The organism is Sphingomonas sp. CROZ-RG-20F-R02-07, from assembly GCF_022662335.1.
Lineage (GTDB): Bacteria > Pseudomonadota > Alphaproteobacteria > Sphingomonadales > Sphingomonadaceae > Sphingomonas.
On sequence record NZ_JAKNQJ010000006.1, the window covers coordinates 124118 to 147606 of the forward strand.

At 69.1% G+C, this 23489-nt stretch carries 22 protein-coding genes; 8 read left to right on the top strand and 14 right to left on the bottom strand.

Features of this window, described 5'->3' with window-relative positions; translation table 11 throughout:
* Nucleotides 1-28 precede the first annotated feature (28 nt).
* The 3 genes from rpe to purH are packed head-to-tail and all read left to right on the top strand — an operon-like array spanning nucleotide 29 to nucleotide 3998.
* Complete coding sequence (gene rpe / locus L8H00_RS11190; RefSeq protein WP_242097395.1) at nucleotides 29-688, top strand: ribulose-phosphate 3-epimerase; 660 nt, start codon at nucleotides 29-31, stop codon at nucleotides 686-688.
* Nucleotides 685-2418 (top strand): heparinase II/III family protein, encoded by a 1734-nt coding sequence (locus tag L8H00_RS11195; RefSeq protein WP_242097396.1) that lies wholly within the window; start codon nucleotides 685-687, stop codon nucleotides 2416-2418. The genes rpe and L8H00_RS11195 overlap by 4 nt, the downstream gene beginning before the upstream one ends.
* Before the next feature lie 17 nt (nucleotides 2419-2435).
* Nucleotides 2436-3998 (top strand): bifunctional phosphoribosylaminoimidazolecarboxamide formyltransferase/IMP cyclohydrolase, encoded by a 1563-nt coding sequence (gene purH / locus L8H00_RS11200; RefSeq protein WP_242097397.1) that lies wholly within the window; start codon nucleotides 2436-2438, stop codon nucleotides 3996-3998.
* A gap of 3 nt (nucleotides 3999-4001) precedes the next feature.
* On the opposite strand, the gene L8H00_RS11205 is transcribed toward purH, so the two are convergent.
* From L8H00_RS11205 to L8H00_RS11235, 7 genes are all read right to left on the bottom strand, one after another.
* Nucleotides 4002-5519, bottom strand: a complete 1518-nt coding sequence (locus L8H00_RS11205; RefSeq protein WP_242097398.1) for an oligosaccharide flippase family protein — start codon at nucleotides 5517-5519, stop codon at nucleotides 4002-4004.
* A gap of 85 nt (nucleotides 5520-5604) precedes the next feature.
* Nucleotides 5605-8370, bottom strand: a complete 2766-nt coding sequence (polA, locus tag L8H00_RS11210; protein ID WP_242097399.1) for a DNA polymerase I — start codon at nucleotides 8368-8370, stop codon at nucleotides 5605-5607.
* A gap of 57 nt (nucleotides 8371-8427) precedes the next feature.
* Nucleotides 8428-9537: a serine hydrolase gene (locus L8H00_RS11215; protein WP_242097400.1), complete on the bottom strand. Its 1110-nt coding sequence runs from the start codon at nucleotides 9535-9537 to the stop codon at nucleotides 8428-8430.
* Nucleotides 9538-9667: 130 nt separating this feature from the next.
* A complete protein-coding gene (nadB, locus tag L8H00_RS11220; RefSeq protein ID WP_242097401.1) occupies nucleotides 9668-11248 on the bottom strand; it encodes an L-aspartate oxidase in 1581 nt (526 codons plus the stop codon).
* Nucleotides 11249-11430: 182 nt separating this feature from the next.
* Nucleotides 11431-11841: a tRNA(fMet)-specific endonuclease VapC gene (vapC, locus tag L8H00_RS11225; RefSeq protein ID WP_242097402.1), complete on the bottom strand. Its 411-nt coding sequence runs from the start codon at nucleotides 11839-11841 to the stop codon at nucleotides 11431-11433.
* Nucleotides 11841-12062 carry a type II toxin-antitoxin system VapB family antitoxin gene (gene vapB / locus L8H00_RS11230; protein WP_242097404.1) on the bottom strand — a complete coding sequence of 74 codons (222 nt, stop codon included), beginning with the start codon at nucleotides 12060-12062 and terminating at the stop codon, nucleotides 11841-11843. Before vapB ends, vapC begins: the two co-directional genes overlap by 1 nt.
* Nucleotides 12063-12129: 67 nt before the next feature.
* On the bottom strand, nucleotides 12130-13053 hold the full coding sequence (locus L8H00_RS11235) for an ABC transporter ATP-binding protein (RefSeq protein WP_242097405.1): 924 nt from the start codon (nucleotides 13051-13053) through the stop codon (nucleotides 12130-12132).
* A 78-nt stretch (nucleotides 13054-13131) separates the two neighbouring features.
* Between L8H00_RS11235 and L8H00_RS11240 the strand changes: the two genes are divergently transcribed.
* On the top strand, nucleotides 13132-13365 hold the full coding sequence (locus L8H00_RS11240; protein ID WP_242097407.1) for a zinc-finger domain-containing protein: 234 nt from the start codon (nucleotides 13132-13134) through the stop codon (nucleotides 13363-13365).
* A 19-nt stretch (nucleotides 13366-13384) separates the two neighbouring features.
* Complete coding sequence (tldD, locus tag L8H00_RS11245) at nucleotides 13385-14806, top strand: metalloprotease TldD (protein ID WP_242097409.1); 1422 nt, start codon at nucleotides 13385-13387, stop codon at nucleotides 14804-14806.
* A gap of 7 nt (nucleotides 14807-14813) precedes the next feature.
* Here tldD and L8H00_RS11250 read toward each other — a convergent pair whose 3' ends face one another.
* The gene (locus L8H00_RS11250; RefSeq protein ID WP_242097410.1) at nucleotides 14814-15104 is read right to left on the bottom strand and encodes a CcdB family protein; all 291 of its coding nucleotides are present in this window, start codon (nucleotides 15102-15104) and stop codon (nucleotides 14814-14816) included.
* Nucleotides 15104-15349, bottom strand: coding sequence for a type II toxin-antitoxin system CcdA family antitoxin (locus L8H00_RS11255; RefSeq protein ID WP_242097411.1), 246 nt, complete (start codon nucleotides 15347-15349; stop codon nucleotides 15104-15106). The genes L8H00_RS11250 and L8H00_RS11255 overlap by 1 nt, the downstream gene beginning before the upstream one ends.
* Before the next feature lie 51 nt (nucleotides 15350-15400).
* Here L8H00_RS11255 and L8H00_RS11260 point away from each other — a divergent pair, with 51 nt between their 5' ends.
* The 3 genes from L8H00_RS11260 to L8H00_RS11270 all read left to right on the top strand — a co-directional run bounded on the left by L8H00_RS11260 (nucleotide 15401) and on the right by L8H00_RS11270 (nucleotide 17555).
* A complete protein-coding gene (locus tag L8H00_RS11260) occupies nucleotides 15401-15604 on the top strand; it encodes a DUF2007 domain-containing protein (RefSeq protein WP_242097412.1) in 204 nt (67 codons plus the stop codon).
* A 140-nt stretch (nucleotides 15605-15744) separates the two neighbouring features.
* The gene (locus tag L8H00_RS11265; protein WP_242097413.1) at nucleotides 15745-16083 is read left to right on the top strand and encodes a P-II family nitrogen regulator; all 339 of its coding nucleotides are present in this window, start codon (nucleotides 15745-15747) and stop codon (nucleotides 16081-16083) included.
* Between the two features lie 17 nt (nucleotides 16084-16100).
* On the top strand, nucleotides 16101-17555 hold the full coding sequence (locus L8H00_RS11270) for an ammonium transporter (RefSeq protein ID WP_242097415.1): 1455 nt from the start codon (nucleotides 16101-16103) through the stop codon (nucleotides 17553-17555).
* A 352-nt stretch (nucleotides 17556-17907) separates the two neighbouring features.
* On the opposite strand, the gene L8H00_RS11275 is transcribed toward L8H00_RS11270, so the two are convergent.
* The 5 genes from L8H00_RS11275 to L8H00_RS11295 form a co-directional block, all read right to left on the bottom strand.
* Complete coding sequence (locus tag L8H00_RS11275; RefSeq protein WP_242097417.1) at nucleotides 17908-18306, bottom strand: hypothetical protein; 399 nt, start codon at nucleotides 18304-18306, stop codon at nucleotides 17908-17910.
* Nucleotides 18303-18731: a TIGR01244 family sulfur transferase gene (locus tag L8H00_RS11280; RefSeq protein WP_242097418.1), complete on the bottom strand. Its 429-nt coding sequence runs from the start codon at nucleotides 18729-18731 to the stop codon at nucleotides 18303-18305. Before L8H00_RS11280 ends, L8H00_RS11275 begins: the two co-directional genes overlap by 4 nt.
* Nucleotides 18728-20497 carry a DNA helicase RecQ gene (gene recQ / locus L8H00_RS11285; RefSeq protein ID WP_242097420.1) on the bottom strand — a complete coding sequence of 590 codons (1770 nt, stop codon included), beginning with the start codon at nucleotides 20495-20497 and terminating at the stop codon, nucleotides 18728-18730. The genes L8H00_RS11280 and recQ overlap by 4 nt, the downstream gene beginning before the upstream one ends.
* 24 nt (nucleotides 20498-20521) lie before the next feature.
* Nucleotides 20522-21490 carry a hypothetical protein gene (locus L8H00_RS11290; protein WP_242097422.1) on the bottom strand — a complete coding sequence of 323 codons (969 nt, stop codon included), beginning with the start codon at nucleotides 21488-21490 and terminating at the stop codon, nucleotides 20522-20524.
* Nucleotides 21491-21615: 125 nt separating this feature from the next.
* A complete protein-coding gene (locus tag L8H00_RS11295; RefSeq protein WP_242097424.1) occupies nucleotides 21616-23433 on the bottom strand; it encodes an ABC transporter ATP-binding protein/permease in 1818 nt (605 codons plus the stop codon).
* Nucleotides 23434-23489: the final 56 nt, after the last annotated feature.

The window sequence follows — 23489 nt, forward strand, 5'->3', positions numbered from 1 at the left end:
ATCGCGGCCGGATGGTAGAGATAACCCCATGAATCCAGTCCGCATCGCGCCCTCGATCCTCTCCGCCGATTTCGCCCGGCTGGGCGAGGAGGTGCGCGCGATCGACGCGGCGGGCGCCGACTGGATCCATATCGACGTGATGGACGGGCATTTCGTGCCCAACATCTCGTTCGGGCCGGTGGTGATGAAGGCGATCCGCGGCGTCACCGCCAAGCCGTTCGACGTGCATCTGATGATCGCGCCGGTCGATCCGTATCTCGACGCCTTTGCCGAGGCGGGCGCGGACACGATCAGCGTGCATGTCGAGGCGGGGCCGCACATCCATCGCTCGCTTCAGCACATCAAGGGGCTGGGCAAGCGCGCGGGCGTGGTGATCTGCCCGGGCACGCCGGCCAAGGCGCTCGATTACCTGCTCGACAGCGCCGATCTCGTGCTGGTGATGAGCGTGAATCCGGGCTTTGGCGGGCAGAGCTTCATCGAGAACCAGTTGAAGAAGATCGAGGCGGTGCGCCGGATGATCGATGTGAACGGCCGCGCGATCGATCTGGAGGTGGATGGCGGTGTCGATCCGCGCTGGGCGCGCCGCTGCATCGATGCCGGTGCCGACGCGCTGGTGGCGGGCACGTCGGTCTTTCGCGGCGGCCCGGCGGCCTATGCCGCCAACATCGCCGCGCTGCGGGGCGGATGAACGACCTGACCCCCGATGCCGCGACCGACGGCATCCAGGAGGGCAAGCGGCTGATCCGCCTGGGCGGCGACAAGGCGTTGAGCCTGGCCGAGCGGCTGTCCGAACGCTTCCACCGGCTGACGTGGCGCACGCCGATCCACGGCATGCGGCTGAAGGGGCGCTATCCGCTGAAGCTGATCGCGGTGCCCGAGGACCCGATCATAGGCGACGTGCCGCGCGGGCGCGCGCTGATCGAGGGGATGCTCAGCCACCGCGGCGAACATCATGCGATCGAAACGCTCGATCTGGCCCGGCCCGTCTATGGCAAGGCGTTCGGCGACTATCTCCACGGCTTTGGCTGGCTGCGCGACCTGTCGACCGTGGCGACGCGCGCGCAAGGCGCGCCGATCGCCGAATATCTGATGGCGCGCTGGCTCGACCAGCATGCCGACAGCGTGGGCGGCGCGGCGTGGCGCGCGGATCTGTGGGGGCGGCGCATCCTCGCCTGGACGAGCCATGCGCCGCTGATCCTGTCGTCGACCGATCTGGTGTATCGCTCGAGCGTGCTGAACGCGCTCGCCCGTGGCGCGCGGCACCTCGATCGCGGCGCGGACAAGGCGCCGGCCGGGCCGCCGCGGATCGCGGCGTGGTGCGGCGTGGTGGCGGCGGGGCTGCTGATCCCGGGCGGCGATCCGCGCCGCGCGTTCGGCGAGGCGGGGCTGGTGCGCGCGCTGGCGGCGTCGCTGTTCGACGATGGCGGATCGGTGACGCGCAGCCCGGCGGCGTTGCTCGATTCGATCCAGTTGCTGGCGTCGCTGCGCGAGACCTATGCAGCGCGGCGGATCGACCTGCCCGAGCCGATCGGTGCCGCGCTCGGACGGATGGTGCCGGCGCTGCTGGGCGTCGCGCATGGCGATCGCGGGCTGTCGAGCTGGCAGGGCGGCGGCCCGGTGCCCGCGGACAGCGTGGCGGCGGTGATCGAGGCGACGGGCATCCGTACCCGGCCGCTGCGCCAGGCGCGCGACTGGGGCTATCAGCGGCTGGCGGCGGGATCGGCGGTGCTGATCGTCGACGCCGCGCCGCCGCCCGTGGCGCGCGTGGTGGAGGGTGGCTGCGCCTCGACGCTGGCGTTCGAATTCTCCGATGGTCCGGCGCGGATCGTCGTCAATTGCGGCGGCGCGCAGGCCGGATTGGCCACGCTGCCGCCAGCGCTCACCGCCGCGCTGCGGTCGAGCGCCGCGCATTCGACGCTGGTGGTGGCGGACAGCAATTCGACCGCGATCCATGCCGACGGCACACTCGGCCGCGGCGTCGCCGAGGTGGAGCTGAGCCGGCAGGAATCGGATGCCGCCAGCCGGATCGAGGCCACGCATGACGGCTATGTGCGCCGCTACGGCTTTCTTCATCGGCGGCAGCTGATGCTGACGGGCGACGGGCGCGAGCTGCGCGGCGAGGATGCGCTGCTGCCGCAGGGCCGCCGGCACCGCGGCGGCGCGACGCCGTTCGCGATCCGGCTGCATCTGGGCGCGGGTGTCGAGGCGTCGCCCACCGCGGACGGCATGGCGGCGATCCTGCGGCTGGCCGGCGGCGCGCTGTGGCAGTTCCGCTGCCGCGGCGGCAATCTCGCGATCGAGCCCTCGCTGTGGATCGACGGCGACGGCCGTATGGTGCCGACGCAGCAGATCGTCGTGTCGGGCGAGGCCGCGGCAGGCGGCGCGAGCGTGAGCTGGGCCTTGAAGCGCGCGCTCTGAACGGCCAGAGGGCGCGCATGACCAGCATCCCGATCCGCCGCGCGCTCCTCTCCGTCTCCGACAAGACGGGCATCGTCGAACTCGGCCGCACGCTTGCGGCGCACGGCGTCGAGCTGGTCTCGACCGGCGGCACCGCGGCGGCGCTGCGCGAGGCGGGGCTGGCGGTGATCGACGTGTCCGAGATGACCGGTTTCCCGGAGATGATGGACGGGCGCGTGAAGACGCTTCACCCGACCGTGCATGGCGGTCTGCTCGCGGTGCGCGACGATCCCGCGCATGCCGCCGCGATGGCCGCGCACGGCATCGGCGCGATCGATCTGGTGGTGGTGAACCTCTATCCGTTCGCGCAGACGGTCGCCAAGGGCGCCGACCGCGACACGATCATCGAGAATATCGACATTGGCGGGCCGTCGATGGTGCGCTCCGCCGCCAAGAACCACGCCTATGTCGCGATCCTCACCGACCCTGCGGATTATGCGCTGGTGGAAGGCGGCAGCACCAGCCTGGCGGACCGTCGCCGGCTGGCCGCCAAGGCGTTCGCGGCGACCGCGGCCTATGACGGGATGATCGCGCACTGGTTCGGCACGGTCGATCAGGGCGAGGCGTTCCCGGAAACGCTGCCGATCGTGCTCAAGCGCGGCGATGCGCTGCGGTATGGCGAGAATCCGCACCAGGCCGCTGCCTTCTACACCGCCGACAGCGGCGTGCGCGGGATCGGCCAGGCGAGCCAGATCCAGGGCAAGGCGCTGAGCTACAACAATCTGAACGACGCTGATGCCGCGCTGGAGCTGGTCGCCGAATTCCGCGACGCCCAGCCCACCTGCGTGATCGTCAAGCACGCCAATCCGTGCGGCGTCGCGACCGCATCCAGCCTCGCCGACGCCTATGCCGCCGCGTTCGCGTGCGACACCGTCTCGGCGTTCGGCGGGATCGTCGCGGTCAACCGGCCGCTCGACGGCGCCACCGCGCGCGCGATCGTCGAGATCTTCACCGAAGTCGTGGTGGCCCCCGATGCCGACGACGAGGCGCGCGCGCTGTTCGCCGCCAAGAAGAATCTGCGGCTGCTGCTGACGGGCGAGCTGCCCGATCCGGCGCGCGGGGGGCTCGCCGCCAAATCGATCGCGGGCGGCTGGCTGGTGCAGGGCCGCGACAATGGCACGCCGGACGACCTGCGCGTCGTCACGAAGCGCGCGCCGACCGCGCAGGAGCTGGCCGATTGCCGCTTTGCCTGGACGGTCGCCAAGCACGTCAAGTCGAACGCGATCGTCTATGCCAGGGACGGCAGCACCGCCGGAATCGGCGCCGGCCAGATGAACCGGCTGGAATCCGCGCGCATCGCCGCCTGGAAGGCCAAGGACGCGGCGGACAAGGCCGGCTGGGCCGCCCCGCGCACGATCGGCTCGGCGGTGGCGTCGGATGCGTTCTTCCCGTTCGCCGACGGGCTGATGGCGGCGGTGGAGGCGGGCGCCACCGCGGTGATCCAGCCGGGCGGATCGATCCGCGACGCCGACGTGATCGCGGCGGCCGATGCGGCGGGGCTGGCGATGGTCTTCACCGGCATGCGCCACTTCCGCCACTGATCCTCAGCGGGTCGGCGAGCCCTCGTACGGCAGCGTCGCCTCGTCCGCGCGCGGCACCGATCCGAACAACGCGCGATCGGCGGGGGCGAAGGCGAAGCGCCACAGGATGAACAGATAGGTGGCGGCGATGGCGGGCTCGCCGATCGCGAGCTCTGCCCATTCGTAGCGATGGGGCAGCGCGGTGAAGCAACTGCCCACTGCAATCGCCGCCAGCACCGCCCACAGCATCGGCCAGCGCCAGGGCGACACCGCGGCGGCCAGCAGCCGCGAGAGCAGCCGCATCTTGATGAGGCTGGTGCAGCCGAGCGACAGCATCAGCGCGACCGCCGGCCCCGCCGCCTGCCAGGCGGGCGGCCAGCCGAGCCGGCGCATCGCGAAGATCAGCGCCAGGCTCAGCGCGATCTGCACGCCCAGCATCGCCACCGAGATCATCAGGTTGCGGTGCCGCGCGATATAGACGAGCGCCGATTCGCTGACCGCGCCCGCCGAGGCGAGCACCTCGGCGATCAGCAGGAAGGCGAGCGCCGCGGTGCCCGCCACGAACTGGGGCCCGACCACGCCCATCACCGCTTCGCCCGGGATCGACCCCATGAGCGCGAGGCACCCCTGCGCCGCCATGATCCAGAACGCGACCTGGCGCACCTGCCGCGCGATCGCGCCGCGGTCGTCCACCGCCAGGCTCTGCGTGATGACCGGACCGAGGATCGGATCGAAGCTCGTCTTCAGCTTCTGCGGCAGCGAGGCGACCTGTTGCGCCATATAGTAGATGCCGACGATCTTGGGCGCGAACAACAGCCCGAGGATGAAGCGATCGACGTTGCGCGTGCCCCATTCGAGCGCATCGGCGCCCGCGAGCGGCACATTGGCACGCGTCAGCCGGGCGAGCGGCGCGATCCGCGGCTTCCAGCCCCGCGGCAGGCCATAGCTGCGCAGAAAGGGAACGAGGCTCGCGATCAGCGCCGCGCTCATCGAGGCGACATAGGACAGCACGAGGCCGTTGCGGATGGTGACGAACGAAAACGCCCAGGCGGCGATCGAGATCGTCCAGGGCTCCACCACCGCACGCGCGGTGACGGTCGCCTGCACGTTCAGCCGATAGGCGAGCGCGGCGAGGCTCACGTCGGACCAGGCGACCGCGACGATGATGCACGGCAGATAGCGATCGAGCCCGCGCACCGCGGTGTTGGGATACATGATCTGCGGAAACAGCCACAGCACGAAGCTGGCGGCGATCGCCGCCAGGAACGCGACCGCCATCGCATCCCACACCACCATGTTGGCGGGCTGGTCGCTCGATGCGAGCGCCTGGGCGAGCCCGCGCTTCAGCCCCAAAGTCGCGACGAGCGCGGCGAGTTCCACCACCACGACCGCGATGGCGAAGCGCCCGACCAGATCGGGGCCGTAGATGCGGCCGGCGATGAACAGGAACGGGATGCGCGCGGCGAGGCGCAGCACGAACCCCGCGATGTTCGTCCGCCCGCCCTTGGCGAGCGTGTCGATATCCCCCTTGGCTTCGGTCATCGCCGCGCGGTCGCCACCGCAAAGCCGCGCCGCCGGCCGGGCTCGCGCGAGTCAGCCGGACGCGGCCGGCCGCCGCGCTGCGCCGTCAATGCGCCGCGCCCCAGCTCGCGCCGGTGCCGATCTCGATGCCGAGCGGCACCGACAAGGTGACCGCGGGTTCGGCCGCCGTCGCCATCACGCGTTCGATCACCACGCTTGCCGCCGCCACGTCCGCTTCGGGCAGTTCGAACACGAGTTCGTCGTGCACCTGGAGCAGCATGCGGACGTGACCCAATCCCGCCGCCTCCAGCGCGGGTGTCATCCGCACCATCGCGCGCTTGATGATGTCGGCGCAGGTGCCCTGGATCGGCGCGTTGATCGCGGCGCGCTCGGCGCCCTGGCGTTCACCCTGCACCTTGGACTTGATCCGCGGGAAATGCGTCTTGCGGCCGAACAGCGTCGTCGTGAAGCCGCGCGCGCGGACCTCTTCCAGCGTTTCGGCGATATAGCGGTTGATGCCGGGGAAACGCTCGAAATAGGTGTCGATCATCGTCTGCGCCTCGTCCGCGCTCACGTCGAGCCGGCCGGCGAGGCCCCAGCGGCTGATGCCGTAGAGGATGGCGAAGTTGATCGTCTTGGCGCGCCCGCGCGTGTCGCGATTCACCTCGCCGAACAATTCCATCGCGGTCAGGCTGTGGATGTCGTCGCCGTTCGCAAAGGCGTCGCGCAGCGCGGGCACGTCGGCCATGTGCGCGGCCAGACGCAATTCGATCTGCGAATAATCCGCCGACAGGATCACATGGCCCGGCTCCGCCACGAACGCGTCGCGGATCTGGCGGCCGGTCTCGGTGCGGATCGGGATATTCTGCAGATTGGGATCGGTCGACGACAGCCGCCCGGTCTGTGCGCCGGTCAGGCTGTACGAGGTGTGCACGCGGCCCGTGGCCGGGTTCACCTGCGCCTGGAGCGCGTCGGTATAGGTGGATTTCAGCTTCGAGAGCTGGCGCCATTCGAGCACCTTGCGCACGATCTGCGCGCCCGGCTCTTCGGTGCCCTTCAGGTCGCGCGCGATGCGTTCGAGTTCGGTGACGTCGGTGGAATAGACGCCCGATTTGCCCTTGCGGCCACCCTTCAGCCCCATGCGCTCGAACAGCACGTCGCCCAGCTGCTTGGGGCTGCCGATCGTGAACGCGCTGCCCGCCAGCGCATGGATCTCGGTCTCCAGCCCGGCGATCTGCTCCTGGAAGGTGGCGGACAGGGTAGCGAGCTTCGCGCTGTCCACCTTGATTCCCAGCATCTCCATGCCGGCGACGACGGGGACGAGCGGCCGATCGACCATCTCGTACACGCGCGTCGCCTGCTCGTTCGGCAGCCGCGCGCGAAAGCGTTTCCAGAGGCGATAGGTGACGTCGGCATCCTCGGCGGCGTAGCGCGTCGCCGATTTCAGATCGACCTCATGGAAGCCGCGCTGCGTCTTGCCGGTGCCGACCACGTCCTTGAACGCGATGCAGCTGTGCGACAGATGCGTGGCGGCGAGTTCGTCCATGCCGTGGCCGTGCAGCCCGGCATCGAGATCGAAGCTCATCACGATCGTGTCGTCGAACGGCGCGACCGCGATGCCCAGGCGGCCGAGCACGATCATGTCGTATTTGAGGTTGTGCCCGATCTTGAGGACCGCCGGATCCTCCAGCAACGGCTTTAGCCGAGCGAGCGCGACGGCGCGGTCGAGCTGGACCGGCGTCTCGGCGAGCAGGTCGGTGGTGCCGTGGCCGAGCGGGATATAGCAGGCCAGATTGGGGTGAAGCGCCATCGACACGCCGACCAGCTCGGCACGCGTCGCGTCGACGCCCGTCGTCTCGGTATCGACCGCGATCCAGCCCTGGTGCCGCGCGACCGCGATCCAGCGATCCAGCGCATCCTCGTCCACCACCGTCTCGTACGCATCGTGATCGCAGGGCGGATCGGCCGCGATCGGCACGTCCGCGGGTGCGGCGACCGGCGCGTCGGCAACCTGCCCCAGCTTGGCGAGCAGCGTCTTGAAGCCGTGATGTTCGAGGAACGCACGCAGCGGCGCGTCGGGAATGCCCTTCAGTTCGAGTTCGTCCAGCGGCTCGGGCAGCGCGACGTCGCAGCGCAGCGTCACCAGCGCGCGGCTGAGGCGCGCCATATCGGCATGCGCGATCAGATTGTCGCGCAGCTTGCCCGGCTTCATGCCTTCGGCCGCCGCCAGCACCGCGGTGAGGTCGCCATGTTCGAGGATCAGCTTGGCGGCGGTCTTGGGGCCGACGCCCGGCACGCCCGGCACGTTGTCGACGCTGTCGCCCATCAGCGCCAGAACGTCGCCGAGCTGGCCGGGCGCGATGCCGTGGAATTTCTCCGCGACATGCTCCGCGCCCAGCCGACGGTTGTTCATCGTGTCGTACATGTCGAGCCCGGGCTCGATCAGCTGCATCAGATCCTTGTCGCTCGACACGATCGTCACCGCCCAGCCCTGCGCCAGCGCGGCCTTCGCATAGCAGGCGATGATGTCGTCCGCCTCCAGTCCCTCGGTTTCAATGCAGGGGATGGAGAAGGCCCGCGTCGCGTCGCGGATCATCGGGAATTGGGGGACGAGATCCTCGGGCGGGGGCGGGCGGTGCGCCTTGTACTGGTCGTACAGCTCATTGCGGAAGGTCTTCGACGATTTGTCGAGGATCACCGCCATGTGGGTGGGGCCGTCGGCCGCATGCACCTCGTCCGCCAGCTTCCACAACATGCTGGTATAGCCATAGACCGCGCCGACCGGCTCGCCATGCGTGTTGGTGAGCGGCGGCAGCCGGTGATAGGCGCGAAAGATATAGCCGGAGCCATCGACGAGATAGAGGTGGGGCATCGCCGCCGATCTAGCGGATCGCGGCGCGCAGGACCACCCGATCCGAGGGGCCGCGGCTCAGTTCGCCGAACCGCCTCCGCCGGCGGCATAGCCCGCCACCGCGCTCGCCACCGCCTGGATCAGCAACTGGCGGTCGTGCATCGGGCGCCGCGTGTCGCCGATCATCACCGCCAGCGCATAGCGGCGGCCGTCGGGCGCGGTGAGCAGGCCGACATCGTTGAAGCCGGCGTTGCGCGCGCCCAGATCCTGGCCCGTGCCGGTCTTGTGCGCGATGCTCCACCCGGGCGGCAGCGCGGCACGCAGCCGGGCGCGGCCGGTGAGCGAGGCGCCCATCGTGTCGAGCAGGATCCGCGTCGAGGTTTCCGACAGCAACTCGCCGCGCGCCAGCCGCGCCAGCGCATCGGCGATCGCCACCGGCGCGGCGCCGTCGGGCGGATCGCCGACATAGGCGTCGAGCGCGGCGGCGCGCGCCTCGGGCGTCAGGCGCGCGCGCGCGATCTCGAAATTGTTGCCCTGCGCATAGGAGGGCTGCCAGGTCAGCCCCGCCGTCCGGCTTTGCAGCAGGCGCTCGCCGGGGCCGAAATGGATGTCGCCCAGCCGCTTGGCGGCGATCATCGCGCGCACCGCCGGGGGCCCGCCGACATAGGTGAGCAGCCGGTCGTTCGCGGTGTTGTCGCTCTGCGTCAGCGCGCGCGTCAGCAGGCCGCCGACGGTGGTGTGATAGCCATCGCCCTTCACCAGCATCGCCACCGGCTGGTGGAACAGCGTGATGTCCTCGGGCCGGACGACGATCGGATCGTCGAGCCGCGCCTTGCCCGCGTCGCGCAGGCTGAGCAGCGTGATCGCCACCCACAGTTTCGAAACCGATTGCTGCGGCAGCAGCTGGTGGCCGCCTGCCTCCACCGTCCAGCCGGCATCGACCGCGCGCACCGCGATGCCCACCTTGCCCCCGAAATCTTGCCGCAACTGCGCGATCTGGCGCGCGAGCTGTTCGGGCGCGCGCGGGCCGGTGCGCGGGGCGGGCGGCGGCACCGGGATCGACACGACGACGGGTGTGTCGCGGCCGGGCGCGGCGCCACTGGATCCCGGCCGCGACGACGATCCGCACGCGCCAAGCAGCGCCAGCATTCCGATCAGACCCAGACGGCCGAAGCCCTTCGACTGCATAATATTCCCGACGCAGCGCAACGTGGGATCGATCCTTATCGGTGGATCGACCATCCGGAACATGGCGTTGCGCCACTTGCGGCGAACCGCGCCACGCACGGGCTCAACCGAGGATCCGGCGCCCATGGCCTTATGGCACCAGCACGGTATCCACCGCCTCCGCCGCGGTTTCGGGCCAGTCGAGCGTATAGTGGAGCCCGCGGCTTTCGTGGCGGTGTAGCGCTGATCGCACGATCAGCTCGGCGGTCTGCAGCAGGTTGCGCAGCTCGATCAGATCGGGCGTCACGCGGAAATGGCCGTAATAATCCTCCACCTCATGCGTCAGCAGGCGGATGCGGGCCTGCGCGCGCTGCAACCGCTTGGTGGTGCGCACGATGCCGACATAGTTCCACATGAACCGGCGGATCTCGGTCCAGTTCTGCTTGATGACCACTTCTTCGTCCGAATCGGTGACGCGGCTTTCGTCCCATGGGCGGATCACGGGGACGGGCGGCAGCGCGTCCCAATGCGCGGCGATATGATCGGCGCAGGACTCGCCGAAGACGAAACATTCGAGCAGCGAATTCGACGCGAGGCGGTTGGCGCCGTGCAGCCCGCTCTCGGTGCACTCGCCCGCCGCGTACAGGCCGGGCAGGTCGGTGCGGCCGTCGCGGTCGATGACGATGCCGCCGCAGGTATAATGCTGCGCGGGCACGACCGGGATCGGCTGCGTCGTCATGTCGATGCCGAGCCCGATCAGCTTCTCGTAGATGTTCGGGAAATGCGCCCTCACGAATTCGGGCGGCTGGTGGCTGATGTCGAGATGGACGTAATCGAGGCCATAGCGCTTGATCTCGGCGTCGATCGCGCGCGCCACCACGTCGCGTGGCGCGAGCTCCATGCGCTCGGCGTCGTAATAGGACATGAAGCGCTTGCCCGTGGTCGGGTTGATGAGTCGCCCGCCCTCGCCGCGCACCGCTTCGGTGATGAGGAAGTTCTTGACCTCGAGATTGTAGAGGCAGGTCGGGTGGAACTGCATCATCTCCATGTTGCTGACCCGGGCTCCCGCCCTCCACGCCATCGCGATGCCGTCCCCCGTCGCGCCGCGGGGCGCGGTGGAGAAGAGATAGGTGCGGCCCGCGCCGCCGGTGGCGAGGATCGTCGCCTTCGCGGTGTACAGATTGACGTGCCCGGTGCCGCGATCGACCGCATAGACGCCCCAGACATTGCCCGCGCCCGAATAGCGTTCCTCATGCCGCCCGGTGGCGAGATCGATCGCGACCTGATCGGGGACGAGGGTGATGTTGGGATGCGCCTCAGCCGCGCGTTGCAGCGCCTCCTGCACCGCCCATCCCGTCGCGTCGGCGACATGGACGATGCGGCGGTGGCTGTGGCCGCCCTCGCGGGTGAGGTGGAGCGCGTTTCCTTCGGTGGCGAAGGGGACGCCGAGCTGCGTCAGTCGCTCGATCGCGGCGGGCGCGCCCTCGACGACGAACTCGACGATGTCGCGGTCGTTGAGGCCGGCGCCGGCGACCATCGTATCCTCGACATGATGCTCGAACGTGTCGCCGGGTTCGAGCACCGCGGCGATCCCCCCTTGCGCCCAGGCGGTGGAGCCCTCGTTCAGCGCGCCCTTGGCGAGCACGGTGACCTTGAACCGGTCCGCCAGATTGAGCGCCGCGGTAAGCCCCGCCGCACCCGAGCCGACGATCAGGACGTCGCTGGCGCTCATGCCCGCGCGCCCGAAGTGGAGGGGGCGAAGTGGAGGAAGTGGAAGAAGTGGAGGACCGAACGCATGGTTCGATATGCCCCCGGAAGGAGCGCGGATGCGGGGGTGCGGCGACGGCGTGGAGCGACGGTCATCGCGTCACCCTGCCACAGCGGAGGGTGCGTAGGACAGAGCGGAGATGGGGCTCACGCGGCGGCGGGCAGCCAATCCTCGCAGCGCAGCCCGTCCACCCGGCGGAATTCGCCCAGATTGCCGGTGACGACGATAAGGCCGCGGCTGCGCGCATGCCCGGCAATGAGCACGTCGTAACCGCCGATCGATCGGCCTTCGCGTTCCAGCGTCGCGCGGATGTCGCCGGCATGCGCTGCCGCCTCGGCATCGAACGCCATGACCTCCAGCCGGCTCGCGAACCGCTCCACCTCCGTCCGGTTGTCGATCGGCCGTGCCGACTTCGCGGCGCCGTGCAGCAGCTCGGTCAGCACGATGGTCGAGATCGCCAGCCCGTCGGTTTCGGCGTTGAAGCGCGCACGGATGCTCTGCGGGCGATCGCGCAAGACCCGGATGCAGAGATTGGTATCGAGCATGTAGCGGAGCATCAGAAAGCTTCGCGATCCTGGGCCTCGGGCTGTTGGCGCTCGCCCAGATCGATGCCCGACGCGGCGAAGAAATCGTCCCATGTGCGATCGGCCGGAACGATGATCCGTCGCACCCCGTCGCGAAGGACGGCGACCTCGCGCACGCCATCGGGGAACGCCACATCCTTGGCGAGCCGCACCGCCTGGGATCGGTTGGAGAGAAACACCGTCGTCCGCGTCATCGTCTGCCTCCTCGCGTAATGTGGGACGCGCAAGGGGATATGTCAATGGGATATACTTCGTGGATGGTTACCCGTTCGATGCCCGCGTCAGGCTCAGGAACACGTCTTCCAGATCGGCTTCCTTGGTCGACACGTCGACGATCCCGAAGCCGCTGCCCTGCACCGCGGCGAGCACCTCGCCCGCGTTCACGCGGTCCTTGGCATAGGTGATTTCCAGCGTGCGCATGCCCTTCAGCGCGATCTTCTGGAAACAGGCATTGGCGGGCACCGTCTCCACGTCGCGATCCACCGTCAGCGAGACGATCTTCTCCTGCGCCTTGCCGACCAGCTCGCGCGTCGGCTCGTTGGCGATCACGCGGCCATGGTTGATGATCGCGATCCGGTCGCAAAGCTGTTCGGCCTCTTCGAGATAATGCGTCGTCAGCACCACCGTCACGCCCTGGTCGTTCAACGCGCGGACATAGGTCCAGAGCTGCTGACGCAGTTCGATGTCGACGCCCGCGGTCGGCTCGTCGAGCACGAGCACGGGGGGCGAATGGACCATCGCCTTGGCCACCATCAGCCGCCGCTTCATGCCCCCCGACAGCGTGCGGGCATAGGCGTTGGCCTTGTCCTCCAGATGCACCGCGCGCAGCAGCTCCATCGAGCGGCGCTCGGCCTTGGGCACGCCGTAGAGGCCCGCCTGGATGTTCAGCGTCTCGACCGGGGTGAAGAACGGATCGAACAGGATCTCCTGGTTGACGATCCCGATCGACGCTTTGGCGTTCCTGGGATGCGCGTCGATGTCGAAGCCCCAGATCGCGGCGCGGCCGCTCGTCTTGTTGACCAGCCCGGCCAGGATGTTGATGAGCGTCGACTTGCCCGCGCCATTGGGGCCGAGCAGCCCGAAGATCTGCCCGCGCGGCACGTCGAAGCTCACCCCGTCGAGCGCGCGCTTGCCGCCCGCATAGGTTTTGCACAGATTGTCGATGGCGATCGCGGCTTCGGTCATGACGGGGGGAATAGGCGCGTGGGCGGGCACCCTCAACCGGTTATTGCCCGGCGGATGCACGCTTGCTATCGCGACGCCATGCTTCCGCCTCCCGAACTCTCCCGCGTCTCGCAACCCCGCGTCGCCTGCGACGGGGCGACCGACATTCCCGGCGGCGCCGCGCTCGGCCATCCGCGCGTGTGGCTGCAGATCGACGAGAGCGGCTATGTCGATTGCGGCTATTGCGACCGGCGCTTCGTGCTGATCGGTGGGCCGGCGGACGGGGTGGATCCGGCGACGCTGCCCGATCACGGGGATGGCGCGGGGCGCTGAGCCGCCTATATCGGCGGGCATGACCGATCCCCGCAGCTTTCTCTACCGCGACGCGCTCGATCCCGAGCAGGCGCAGGCGCTGACCGCCAAGGCGCTCGCCAACGCCGACGACGGCGAACTCTATCTCCAGTATCGCCGCTCCGAAGCCTTCGGGTTCGACGACGGCCGGTTGAAGACCGCGAGCTACGACACGCATTCGGGCTTCGGCCTGCGCGCCGTATCGGGCGAGACGACTGCGTTCGCGCATGCCAACGAGCTGTCGCCCGCCGCGATCCGCCGCGCTGCCGAGACGATGACGCTGATCGATCCGGCGAAGGGCGCGCGGCCCGCCCCGCCGCGCGGCACCAACCGGCGGCTCTACACCGATGCCGATCCGCTCGACCTCGTGCCGTTCGCGGACAAGGTGAACCTGTGCCAGACGATCGACGCCGCGGCGCGCGCGCGCGATCCGCAGGTGGCGCAGGTGTCGGTCAGCCTGTCGGGCAGCTGGAGCGTGGTCGAGATCGTCCGCGCCGACGGCTTCGTCGCGACCGACGTCCGCCCGCTGGTGCGGCTGAACGTGTCGATCGTGGTGGAGCGCAACGGCCGCCGCGAAACCGGCAGCTACGGGATCGGCGGGCGCTATCTCTATGACGACCTGTTCGCGCCCGAGACCTATGATCGCGCAATCGATGCCGCGCTGGCGCAGGCGCTGACCAATCTCGACGCGATCGCGGCGCCCGCGGGCGAGATGACCGTGCTGCTCGGGCCGGGCTGGCCGGGCATCCTGCTGCACGAGGCGATCGGCCACGGACTGGAAGGCGATTTCAACCGCAAGGGCACGTCCGCCTTTTCGGGCCGGATCGGCGAGCGCGTCGCGGCACCGGGCGTGACCGTGGTGGACGACGGCACGCTGATGAACCGCCGCGGATCGCTGTCGATCGACGACGAGGGCACGCCGACGCAGGAGAATGTGCTGATCGAGGACGGCATCCTGAAGGGCTATATCCATGATCGCCTCAACGCGCGCCTGATGGGGGTCGAACCCACCGGCAATGGCCGGCGCGAGAGCTTCCAGCATGCGCCGATGCCGCGGATGACCAACACCTTCATGAAGGCGGGCAACGACGATCCCGCCGAGCTGCTGTCCCGCATGAAGCGCGGCATCTTCGCGCGCGCGTTCGGCGGGGGTCAGGTCGATATCGTCTCGGGCAAGTTCGTGTTCAGCTGCACCGAGGCGTTCCTGGTCGAGGACGGCAAGCTGGGCGCGCCGATCAAGGGCGCGACGCTGATCGGCGATGGTCCCAGTTCGCTGACGAAGGTGCGCGGCATCGGCAACGACTTCGCGCTGGACGAAGGCATCGGCATCTGCGGCAAGGGCGGGCAGAGCGTGCCCGCGGGCGTGGGCCAGCCGACCCTGCTGGTGGACGGGCTGACGGTGGGCGGCACGGCGACCGGGTGAGCGCCGCTCAGTAACCCGAGATCAGCATGTCGAGCGCGGCCTTGATCCGATATTCCTCGGCGGTCAGATTGGCGACGATGCTCTCGATATCGCGGACCGCGATGCTGCGGGCGAGCGGCGTCACCATCGCGAGGCGGCGGCCATCGATCGTGAAGACCGGCAGCAGGCGGTCGGGTGCCGCCGGATCGGGTGTTCGAAGCGGCACCACGAGGCGCGTCGCCAGACCGCTGAGCAGATCGGACTGACAATCGATCACGAGAACGTCGCCACGCACGCGACAGACGTCGAATTGAGCCACTATAGCGGCTCCAGATGCGCGAGCGGATCGCCCTCCGCTTCGTACCGGCGATTGAAGCCTTGGAGCCATTCGCGGTTGTCCTCGCGCCACATCTGTTCGCGTCGCCGCTTCGTCTCGATCCGCAACGCGTCTTCCGTGATCCGCGACAGGTTGAGCCCCGCCTCGCGCGCTGCGGCGATCACGCCCGTATCGATCGACAGATTGACCGATTTGCGCTTGCCGGCCGTTATGGGATCATGCTTCATGCGCTCGATGTATGCGCACGGTCTGCGCGCGTCAATCGGAGCGCCGACCCTATGAGCATCGCCGAACTCGGCCGTTTCAGCCGCAACGAAGCGCATATCCTTGTCGGACGGCTGGCCAGCGAAGGGATTGAGGCGATTGCGTTCGACGGCGAGACCTCGATCGGGGACGGCAGCTATCTGCTGATCCCGGTGCGCGTGATGGTGGACGATGCGGATCTCGCGGCGGCCAAGCGGATCGTCGCCGACGCTGCCTGATTTTCGGGCAGACCCGTCCGCCTGCCTAAAAAATTTACCGATCGTTCACGAATCCGCCGACGCTACGCCCCGAATCCCGGTCTGTCCCACTTGGCACGATGGTTGCTGGAGATATTCCGGGACATAGGGAAGGGGCACCGGTGAAGCTGGTCATCGCCATCATCAAACCGTTCAAGCTGGACGAAGTGCGCGAGGCGCTGACCGAGATCGGCGTCGCGGGCATGACGGTCACCGAGGTCAAGGGGTTCGGTCGCCAGAAGGGCCAGACCGAGATCTACCGCGGTGCCGAATACAGCACCAACATGGTGCCGAAGATCAAGATCGAGGTCGTCTGCGCCGAGGCGCTGGCCGACCGCGTCGTCGAGGCGGTGCAGGCATCGGCCAACACCGGCGCGATCGGCGACGGCAAGATCTTCGTGCTCGACGTGGGGCAAGCGGTGCGCATCCGCACCGGCGAAACCGACGATTCCGCACTTTGACAGGATTGGGGGGACCAATGAAGCCGACACAGAAGATCGCGCTCGCGCTGGGCGGCCTTGGCGCTGCGGCGCTGCTGGCGCACCCGGCCTTTGCGCAGACGCCCGCCGGCGCGGTCGCCGGCCAGATCCCGAAGGCCAGCGTCGACAAGGGCGACACCGCCTGGATGCTTGTCTCCACGCTCCTCGTGCTGATGATGTCGGTGCCGGGGCTCGCGCTGTTCTATGGCGGCCTCGTGCGCACCAAGAACATGCTGTCGGTGCTGACCCAGGTGCTGATGATCGTCTGCCTGGTTGCGGTGATGTGGGTCACCTTCGGCTATTCGATGGCGTTCACCGGGCATAACGCGTTCTGGGGCGGCCTGTCGAAGGCGCTGCTGATCGGCGTCGACGCCAACAGCCAGGCGGCGACGTTCTCCAACGGCGTCTACATCCCCGAATATGCCTATATCTGCTTCCAGATGACGTTCGCGTGCATCACGCCCGCGCTCTTCGTCGGATCGGTGGCGGAGCGGGTGCGGTTCTCGCCGCTGATGCTCTTCGTCGCGCTCTGGGTCACGTTCGTGTATTTCCCGATCGCGCACATGGTCTGGTATTGGGGCGGCCCCGACGCGATCGCCGCCGCGGCGATGAAGGGCACCGCTGCGCTCGACGCGCAGAATCTCGACGCCGGCTGGCTGTTCCAGAAGGGCGCGCTCGATTTCGCAGGCGGCACCGTGGTGCACATCAACGCCGGCATCACCGGGCTGGTGATGGCGCTGCTCCTCGGCAAGCGCACCGGTTATCCCCGCGAGCCGATGCCGCCGCATTCGCTGACCATGACGATGATCGGCGCCTCGCTGCTGTGGGTGGGCTGGTTCGGCTTCAACGCCGGCTCCAACCTCGAATCCAACGGCGTCACCGCGGTGGCCTTCATCAACACCTTCGTCGCCACCGCCGCGGCCGGCCTGTCGTGGCTGCTGTGCGAACAGATCGTCCGCGGCAAGCCGTCGCTGCTGGGCGCGGCCTCGGGCGTGGTCGCCGGGCTCGTCGCGGTGACGCCGGCCAGCGGCTATGCCGGGCCGATGGGGTCGGTGGTGCTGGGCCTGATCGTCTCGCCGATCTGCTTCTTCTTCGTCGCCAAGGTGAAGACGAAGTTCGGCTATGACGACAGCCTCGACGTGTTCGGCGTGCACTGCGTCGGCGGCATCACCGGCGCGATCCTGACGGGCGTGCTCGTCTCGCCGAAGCTCGGCGGCCAAGGTATCGCCGATTATGCGAGCAAGCCCGGCACGCTCGCGGTCGGCAGCTACGACATGCTGGCCCAGGTGTGGATCCAATGCCAGGCCGTGATCGTGACGCTCGCCTGGTCGAGCATCGGCGCGACCGTGCTGTACCTGCTGATCGACAAGACCTGGGGCATGCGCGCGTCGGTCGAGACCGAATATGACGGCCTCGACATCGCCGAGCATGGCGAGCGCGCCTACCATTATTGAAGCCATCGGGCGGGCGCCCCGCAAGGCGCCCGCCCCACGATGTTCCTCCTGCGGACACACCTGGCCGGTGCGGCGACGCACCGGCCTTTTTTTGTGGCGCGGCGGTGGGCTGGCCCGATCAGGGCCTCGCGAGCGATCGGGTTCACGCGAAGGCGCGAAGACGATGCGTTTTGGGCCATCGGTCCTCAAACCCCTGGGCTCGTGACGATCATGACCGGGCGCAACAGTTTCGCGTCTTCGCGTCTTTGCGCGAACCCGGCGTCTTGGCCGGCATGCGCCGCGAGAGAAACGTCGCCGTGCCGGCCGCTGCGCAATATCCGAGCACGCATCGCGCCTGGGCGATGACGTCAGATCAGGGCGCCATCCGCCGCACGTCGAGCACGTCGACGCCCGCCAGCGCCACGTCGCCCAGCCGGCGGTCGCCCGTTTCCACGACGATCCCGCCGGCGGTCGAGCGGACCGCGCTCCAGCCGATTTCGTGGACCGCATGGCGCCGGCCCCGGCGGCGCAGCACGGCGAGGCGCGCATCTTCGCCCACCACCAGCGCGGCGGCGCCGTCGGCGCCCACCACCGCGTTGCGCGCGGCGAAGCGGGGCAGCGCGCTCTCGGCGGCGCTCGCCGCCTCTTCGGGGCTGTCGATCCGGTCGCCGCCGCGGCGCAGCGCCATGCGGACAAGGAGCCCGATCGCAAACAAGGCCGCCACCGCGAGCACCGCCAGCGCCGCGATGCTCGCACTGGGCGGCGCGGTCATTGGCCTCCCGCCAGCGCGTCGAGCGTCGGCCGGATGCCGGACAGGTCGTAGCCGGCCTGCTGCGCCTGCGTCACCAGCAGCTCGGGATTGCGCCCCGCCTTGGCCGCGGCCAGCGCCCACAGGTTGCACGAGCGCGTGCCCGAGCGGCAATAGGCGAGCACGGGACCCTCGGCCGCGACGAGCGCGTCCGCCATTGCGTCGAGCTGCGGGTGCGAGAAGCCGGCATGGGTCACGGGAATGGCGGTATAGGCGAGGCCCGCGGCCTCGGCCGCGGCGCGGATTGCGGCGCCGCTCGGCTGGCCGGGCTCCTCGTCGTCGGGCCGGTTGTTGATGACCGCCTTGAAGCCCGCGGCGGCGATTGTCGCCATATCCTCGGGCGCGATCTGCGGCGCGACGGCGATGCTCTCGTTGATGGTCCGGATCATGCCGCGTCTCGAATGACGTTGAGGAAGGCCTCGCCATAGGCGTCGAGCTTGCGCGCGCCAATGCCCGAGAGCACGCCCAGCGCCGCGCGGCTGGCGGGGCGCTGCGCCGCCATGCCGCGCAACACCGAATCGTGGAAGATCACATAGGGCGGAACGCCCGCCTCCTTGGCCAGCTCGCGCCGGCAGGTGCGCAGCGCCTCGAACAGCGGATCGTCGACCGGGTTGGGCACCGCGCCCGCCGCGCCGCGCTTGCGGGGCACGCGCTTGGGCGGCACCACCACCGAAAGCTGCGCCTCGCCCTTCAGGATCGCGCGCGCGGCGGGGCCGAATTCCAGCCCGCCATGATCGTTGGCGCGCAGCGCGTCGCGCAGCAGCAGCGCGCGCGCGACCGGCTTCACCAGCGCCGCCTCCTCGCCCGCGGCGATGCCCCAGACGGACAGCGCCTCATGGCCGTTCATCAGGCTGCGCTCGGTCGAGGCGCCGGTCAGCACCTGTTCGATATAGCCGACGCCAAAGCTCTGGCCCGTGCGAAACACCGCGGAGAGGAATTTCCTCGCCACCTCCGTGACGTCGACGGCATCGGGGCTGCCCAGGCAATTGTCGCAATTGCCGCAATCCTCGGCACGGTCCTCGCCGAAATGCTTCAGCAGGATGCGGCGGCGGCAGCCGGCGGTCTCGACCAGCGCGCCGAGTGCCGCCAGCCGCACGCGCTCGCCCGCCTGGCGTTCGGGCTCCACCTCGGCGATGCGCTGGCGGGCACGGACGAAATCCTCCGCGCCCCAGAACAGATGCGCCACCGACGGATCGCCGTCGCGGCCCGCGCGGCCGGTTTCCTGATAATAGGCCTCGATCGACTTGGGCAGGCCGGCATGCGCGACGAAGCGGACGTCGGGCTTGTCGATCCCCATCCCGAACGCGACCGTCGCGCAGATCACCATGTCTTCGCTGGCGACGAAATCGGCCTGGTTCTTCTGGCGGATGTGCGGCTCCAGCCCGGCATGATAGGCGCGCGTCGGGCGGCCGGTGCGGCCCAGCGCCTCGGCCAGCTTCTCGGTGGCGGCGCGGGTCTGCGCATAGACGATGCCGGGGCCGGGCTGCGCCGCCACGATCGCGGCGATCTGCTGGTTGGTGTTGGCCTTGGGGCTGATCGCATAGCGGATATTGGGGCGATCGAAGCCCGAGACGATCAACCCGTCCTGCGGCAGCCCGAGCTGTTGCAGGATGTCAGCACGGGTATGCGCGTCGGCGGTGGCGGTCAGCGCGAGCCGCGGCACATCCGGAAACGCGTTCATCAGCGGCGCGAGCAGCCGGTAATCGGGGCGGAAATCATGGCCCCATTCGCTGACGCAGTGGGCCTCGTCGATCGCGAAGAGGTTCAGCGGCGCGCTGGCCAGCAATTCGCGGAACGACGCGGTCGAGGCGCGCTCGGGCGCGATATAGAGCAGATCGAGCGCGCCCGCCTTGAACCGCGCGATCGTCTCGCCGCGATTCTGGTCGACGCTCGTCAGCGTGGCGGCGCGGATCCCCACCGCCTCGGCGGCGCGGAGCTGGTCGTGCATCAGCGCGATCAGCGGCGAGACGACGACGCACGTCCCCTCCATCATCACCGAGGGCAATTGGTAGCAGAGCGACTTGCCCGCGCCCGTCGGCATCACCGCGAGCGTGCCCTGATGCGCCAGCACGCGATCGACCACCTGGCGCTGGACGCCGCGAAAATCGGGAAAGCCGAACACGCGCTGGAGCGTGGGAAGGGGATCGGGGTGCATCACAGGCTTAGGTAGCGATCCGCTTCACGATGTCGAGCGGTGCACGGCCGAGAGAATCGGATAGCCGAGCCGGTCGAGTACCGCTTCCGCCTCGTCGGCGAAATCGCGGTAGCGCGTCTCGGCCAAACAGCGCGGGGGTTCGGTGTGCTCGAATTGCGTGCATCGCGTCACCGGCGCGCCGCCGATTCGGCGGCGCAGGACCGCCATCGCTTCTGCTCCCGCGCCGATCCGGCTTGCGTCGGCGACATAGGCGATACAGGCACCCTTCGGCTCGGGGTTGCGCGTGTTCTCGCATGCGGCGCGGGCCTTGACCGCGTCATCGGCGAACAGGGATTTGAGGTTCGGATCTGCCGAGACGTCGCGGCTCGTGCCATGGTCGAACGCGAAGACCCGCGGCGGCGCCCAGGTGCTCGCACACGATCCGAAACCGCAATCGAAGCGATCGTCGGCGAGGACGAAATCGGCGGTCCCGTGCCCCGAGCGATCGGTGGGGAAGGGCACGCGCGATACCGGATCCACGCGGCAGAAGGTGGCGTTGCCGCTCCCGGCAGCGCCATGGTTCAGCCGCGCCGCGGCAAACCCTTTGGGCTCCGCATAGGCAATCTGGATCGACACGCATCCGCCGGATCCGCCGGCGTCCGTAAGGATGACGAGCGAAGGATGCGGATCGTGCGGCGACAGCCGGCCAACCGCATAGCGGAAACCCAGCCCCGGATCGCTGGTGATCCGCAGAGGCGGCGCGCCGTCCCGCGAGCGGACCATGGCGACGAGGTAGCGCGTATCGCCATCGGCATCGCCGAAGCAGGCGGGATGCCCCAGCCGCTGCGCGCCGCAGCTTGTCTCCGCGATGTCGATCCACGTCCCATCGACCGCGATCCGCCGATCCATGCCGGGCTCCGCTTCGACGAAGCGGTCGAGGGGGAAGGGTTCGGGATTCGGCGCTGCGCCGAGTAGAAGGCCGATCGAAAACAGCGCCGACCGACCACGCCACATTGCACCGCTCCTGAGGATCAACATGGCTTAACCGCGTGCCCGCTTCGGTTCAACCGCGGAACGGCGCGGTCATCCCGGTTTCGATCGACGCCCGCGAGCCAGCGTTTCCTCGCGGCGCGCCGGACCTACTCCGCCGCCAGCGCCTCCTCGCGCTCGTGCGCCTGGCGCGCCCACATTTCGGCATAGAGGCCGCCGCGGCGCAGGAGTTCGGCGTGGCTGCCGCGTTCGGCGATGCGGCCGGCGTCGAGGACGACGATCTGGTCGGCATGGACCACGGTCGACAGGCGATGCGCGATCACGATCGTGGTGCGGCCGCGCTCGATCCGGCGCAGCGTGTCGAGGATGTCCGCCTCGGTCCGGCTGTCGAGCGCGCTGGTGGCTTCGTCGAGGATCAGGATCGGCGGGTTCTTCAGCAGCGTGCGCGCGATCGCCACGCGCTGCTTCTCGCCGCCCGACAGTTTCAGCCCGCGCTCGCCGACGCGGGTGTGATAGCCCTGCGGCTGGCGTTCGATGAAGCCGGCGATCGCGGCGCCGCGTGCGGCCTCCTCGATCTCGGGCATCTCGGCGCCTTCGCGGCCATAGCCGATATTGTAGCCGATCGTGTCGTTGAACAGCACCGTATCCTGCGGCACGATCCCGATCGCGGCGCGCAGCGACGCCTGGGTGACGTGCGCGACGTCCTGGCCGTCGATCGTCAGCCGCCCCGCGGTCAGGTCGTAGAAGCGGTAGAGCAGCCGCGCGAGCGTCGACTTGCCCGCACCCGACGGCCCGACGATCGCGACGGTGGTGCCCGGCCGCACCTCCAGATCGATGCCGCGCAGGATCTCGCGGCCGGGATCATAGCCGAAATGCACGTCCTCGAAGCGGATCGCACCACGCCCTACGACCAGCGGCACCGCGTCCGGCGCATCCACGACGTCCGCGGGCGTGTCGATAAGGTCGAACATGCTGCCCATGTCGATCGCGCCCTGGCGGATGGTGCGATACACCATGCCGAGCAGGTCGAGCGGGCGGAACAGCTGCGAGAGCAGCGTGGACACGAACACCACGTCGCCCGCCGAGAACCGCCCCTGCGACCAGCCCCAGGCGACATAGGCCATGCCGCCGCCGAGCATCGCGTTGGTGATGAGCGCCTGGCCGACGTTCAGCCACGCGAGCGAATTCTCCGATTTCGTCGCGGCCTGCGCATAGGCGGACACCGCGTCCTCGTAGCGCTTGGCCTCGCGCGCCTCGGCACCGAAATATTTGACCGTCTCGAAATTCAGCAGCGAATCGACCGCATGCGCCACCGCGCCGGTGTCGAGATCGTTCATCCGCGTGCGCAGTGCGTTGCGCCAGTCGGTCACCCAGCGCGTGAAGGCGATATAGCCGATCACCATCACCACGGTGACCGCCGACAGCCCGATGCCGAAGCTATGCCAGAAGATGCCGAGCACCAGGGTGAGCTCGAGCACGGTGGGCGCGATGTTGAAGAGCAGGAAATACAGCATCGTATCGATGCTCTTGGTGCCGCGCTCCACCACCTTGGTGACCGCGCCGGTGCGGCGCTCGAGATGGAAGCGCAGCGACAGCGCGTGGAGGTGGCGGAAGACGTTGGCGGCCAGACGGCGCGTCGCCTCCTGCCCGACGCGTTCGAAGACCGCGTTGCGCAGATTGTCGAACAGCGTCGTCGAGAAGCGCGAGGCGGCATAGCCGATCACCAGCAGGATCACGAGCGTGGCGAGGCTGCGGTCGCCGCTCGCCATCCGGTCGACCGCATATTTCAGCGTATAGGCCGAGCCGAACACCTGGACGAGCTTGGACGCCACGACGAAGACCATCGCCACGACGATCCGCGCGCGGAGCATCGGTTCTCCGGCGGGCCAGAGATAGGGCAGGAAACGGCGCAGCGTCGGCAGCAGCGGCTGGTCGGCGCGCGAAGAGGGGTGGGTTTGCGGTGGCATCTTCCGCCCATGTAGGGCGCGACGGCCCGTGGCGAAACCGTGACCGGCGGAACATC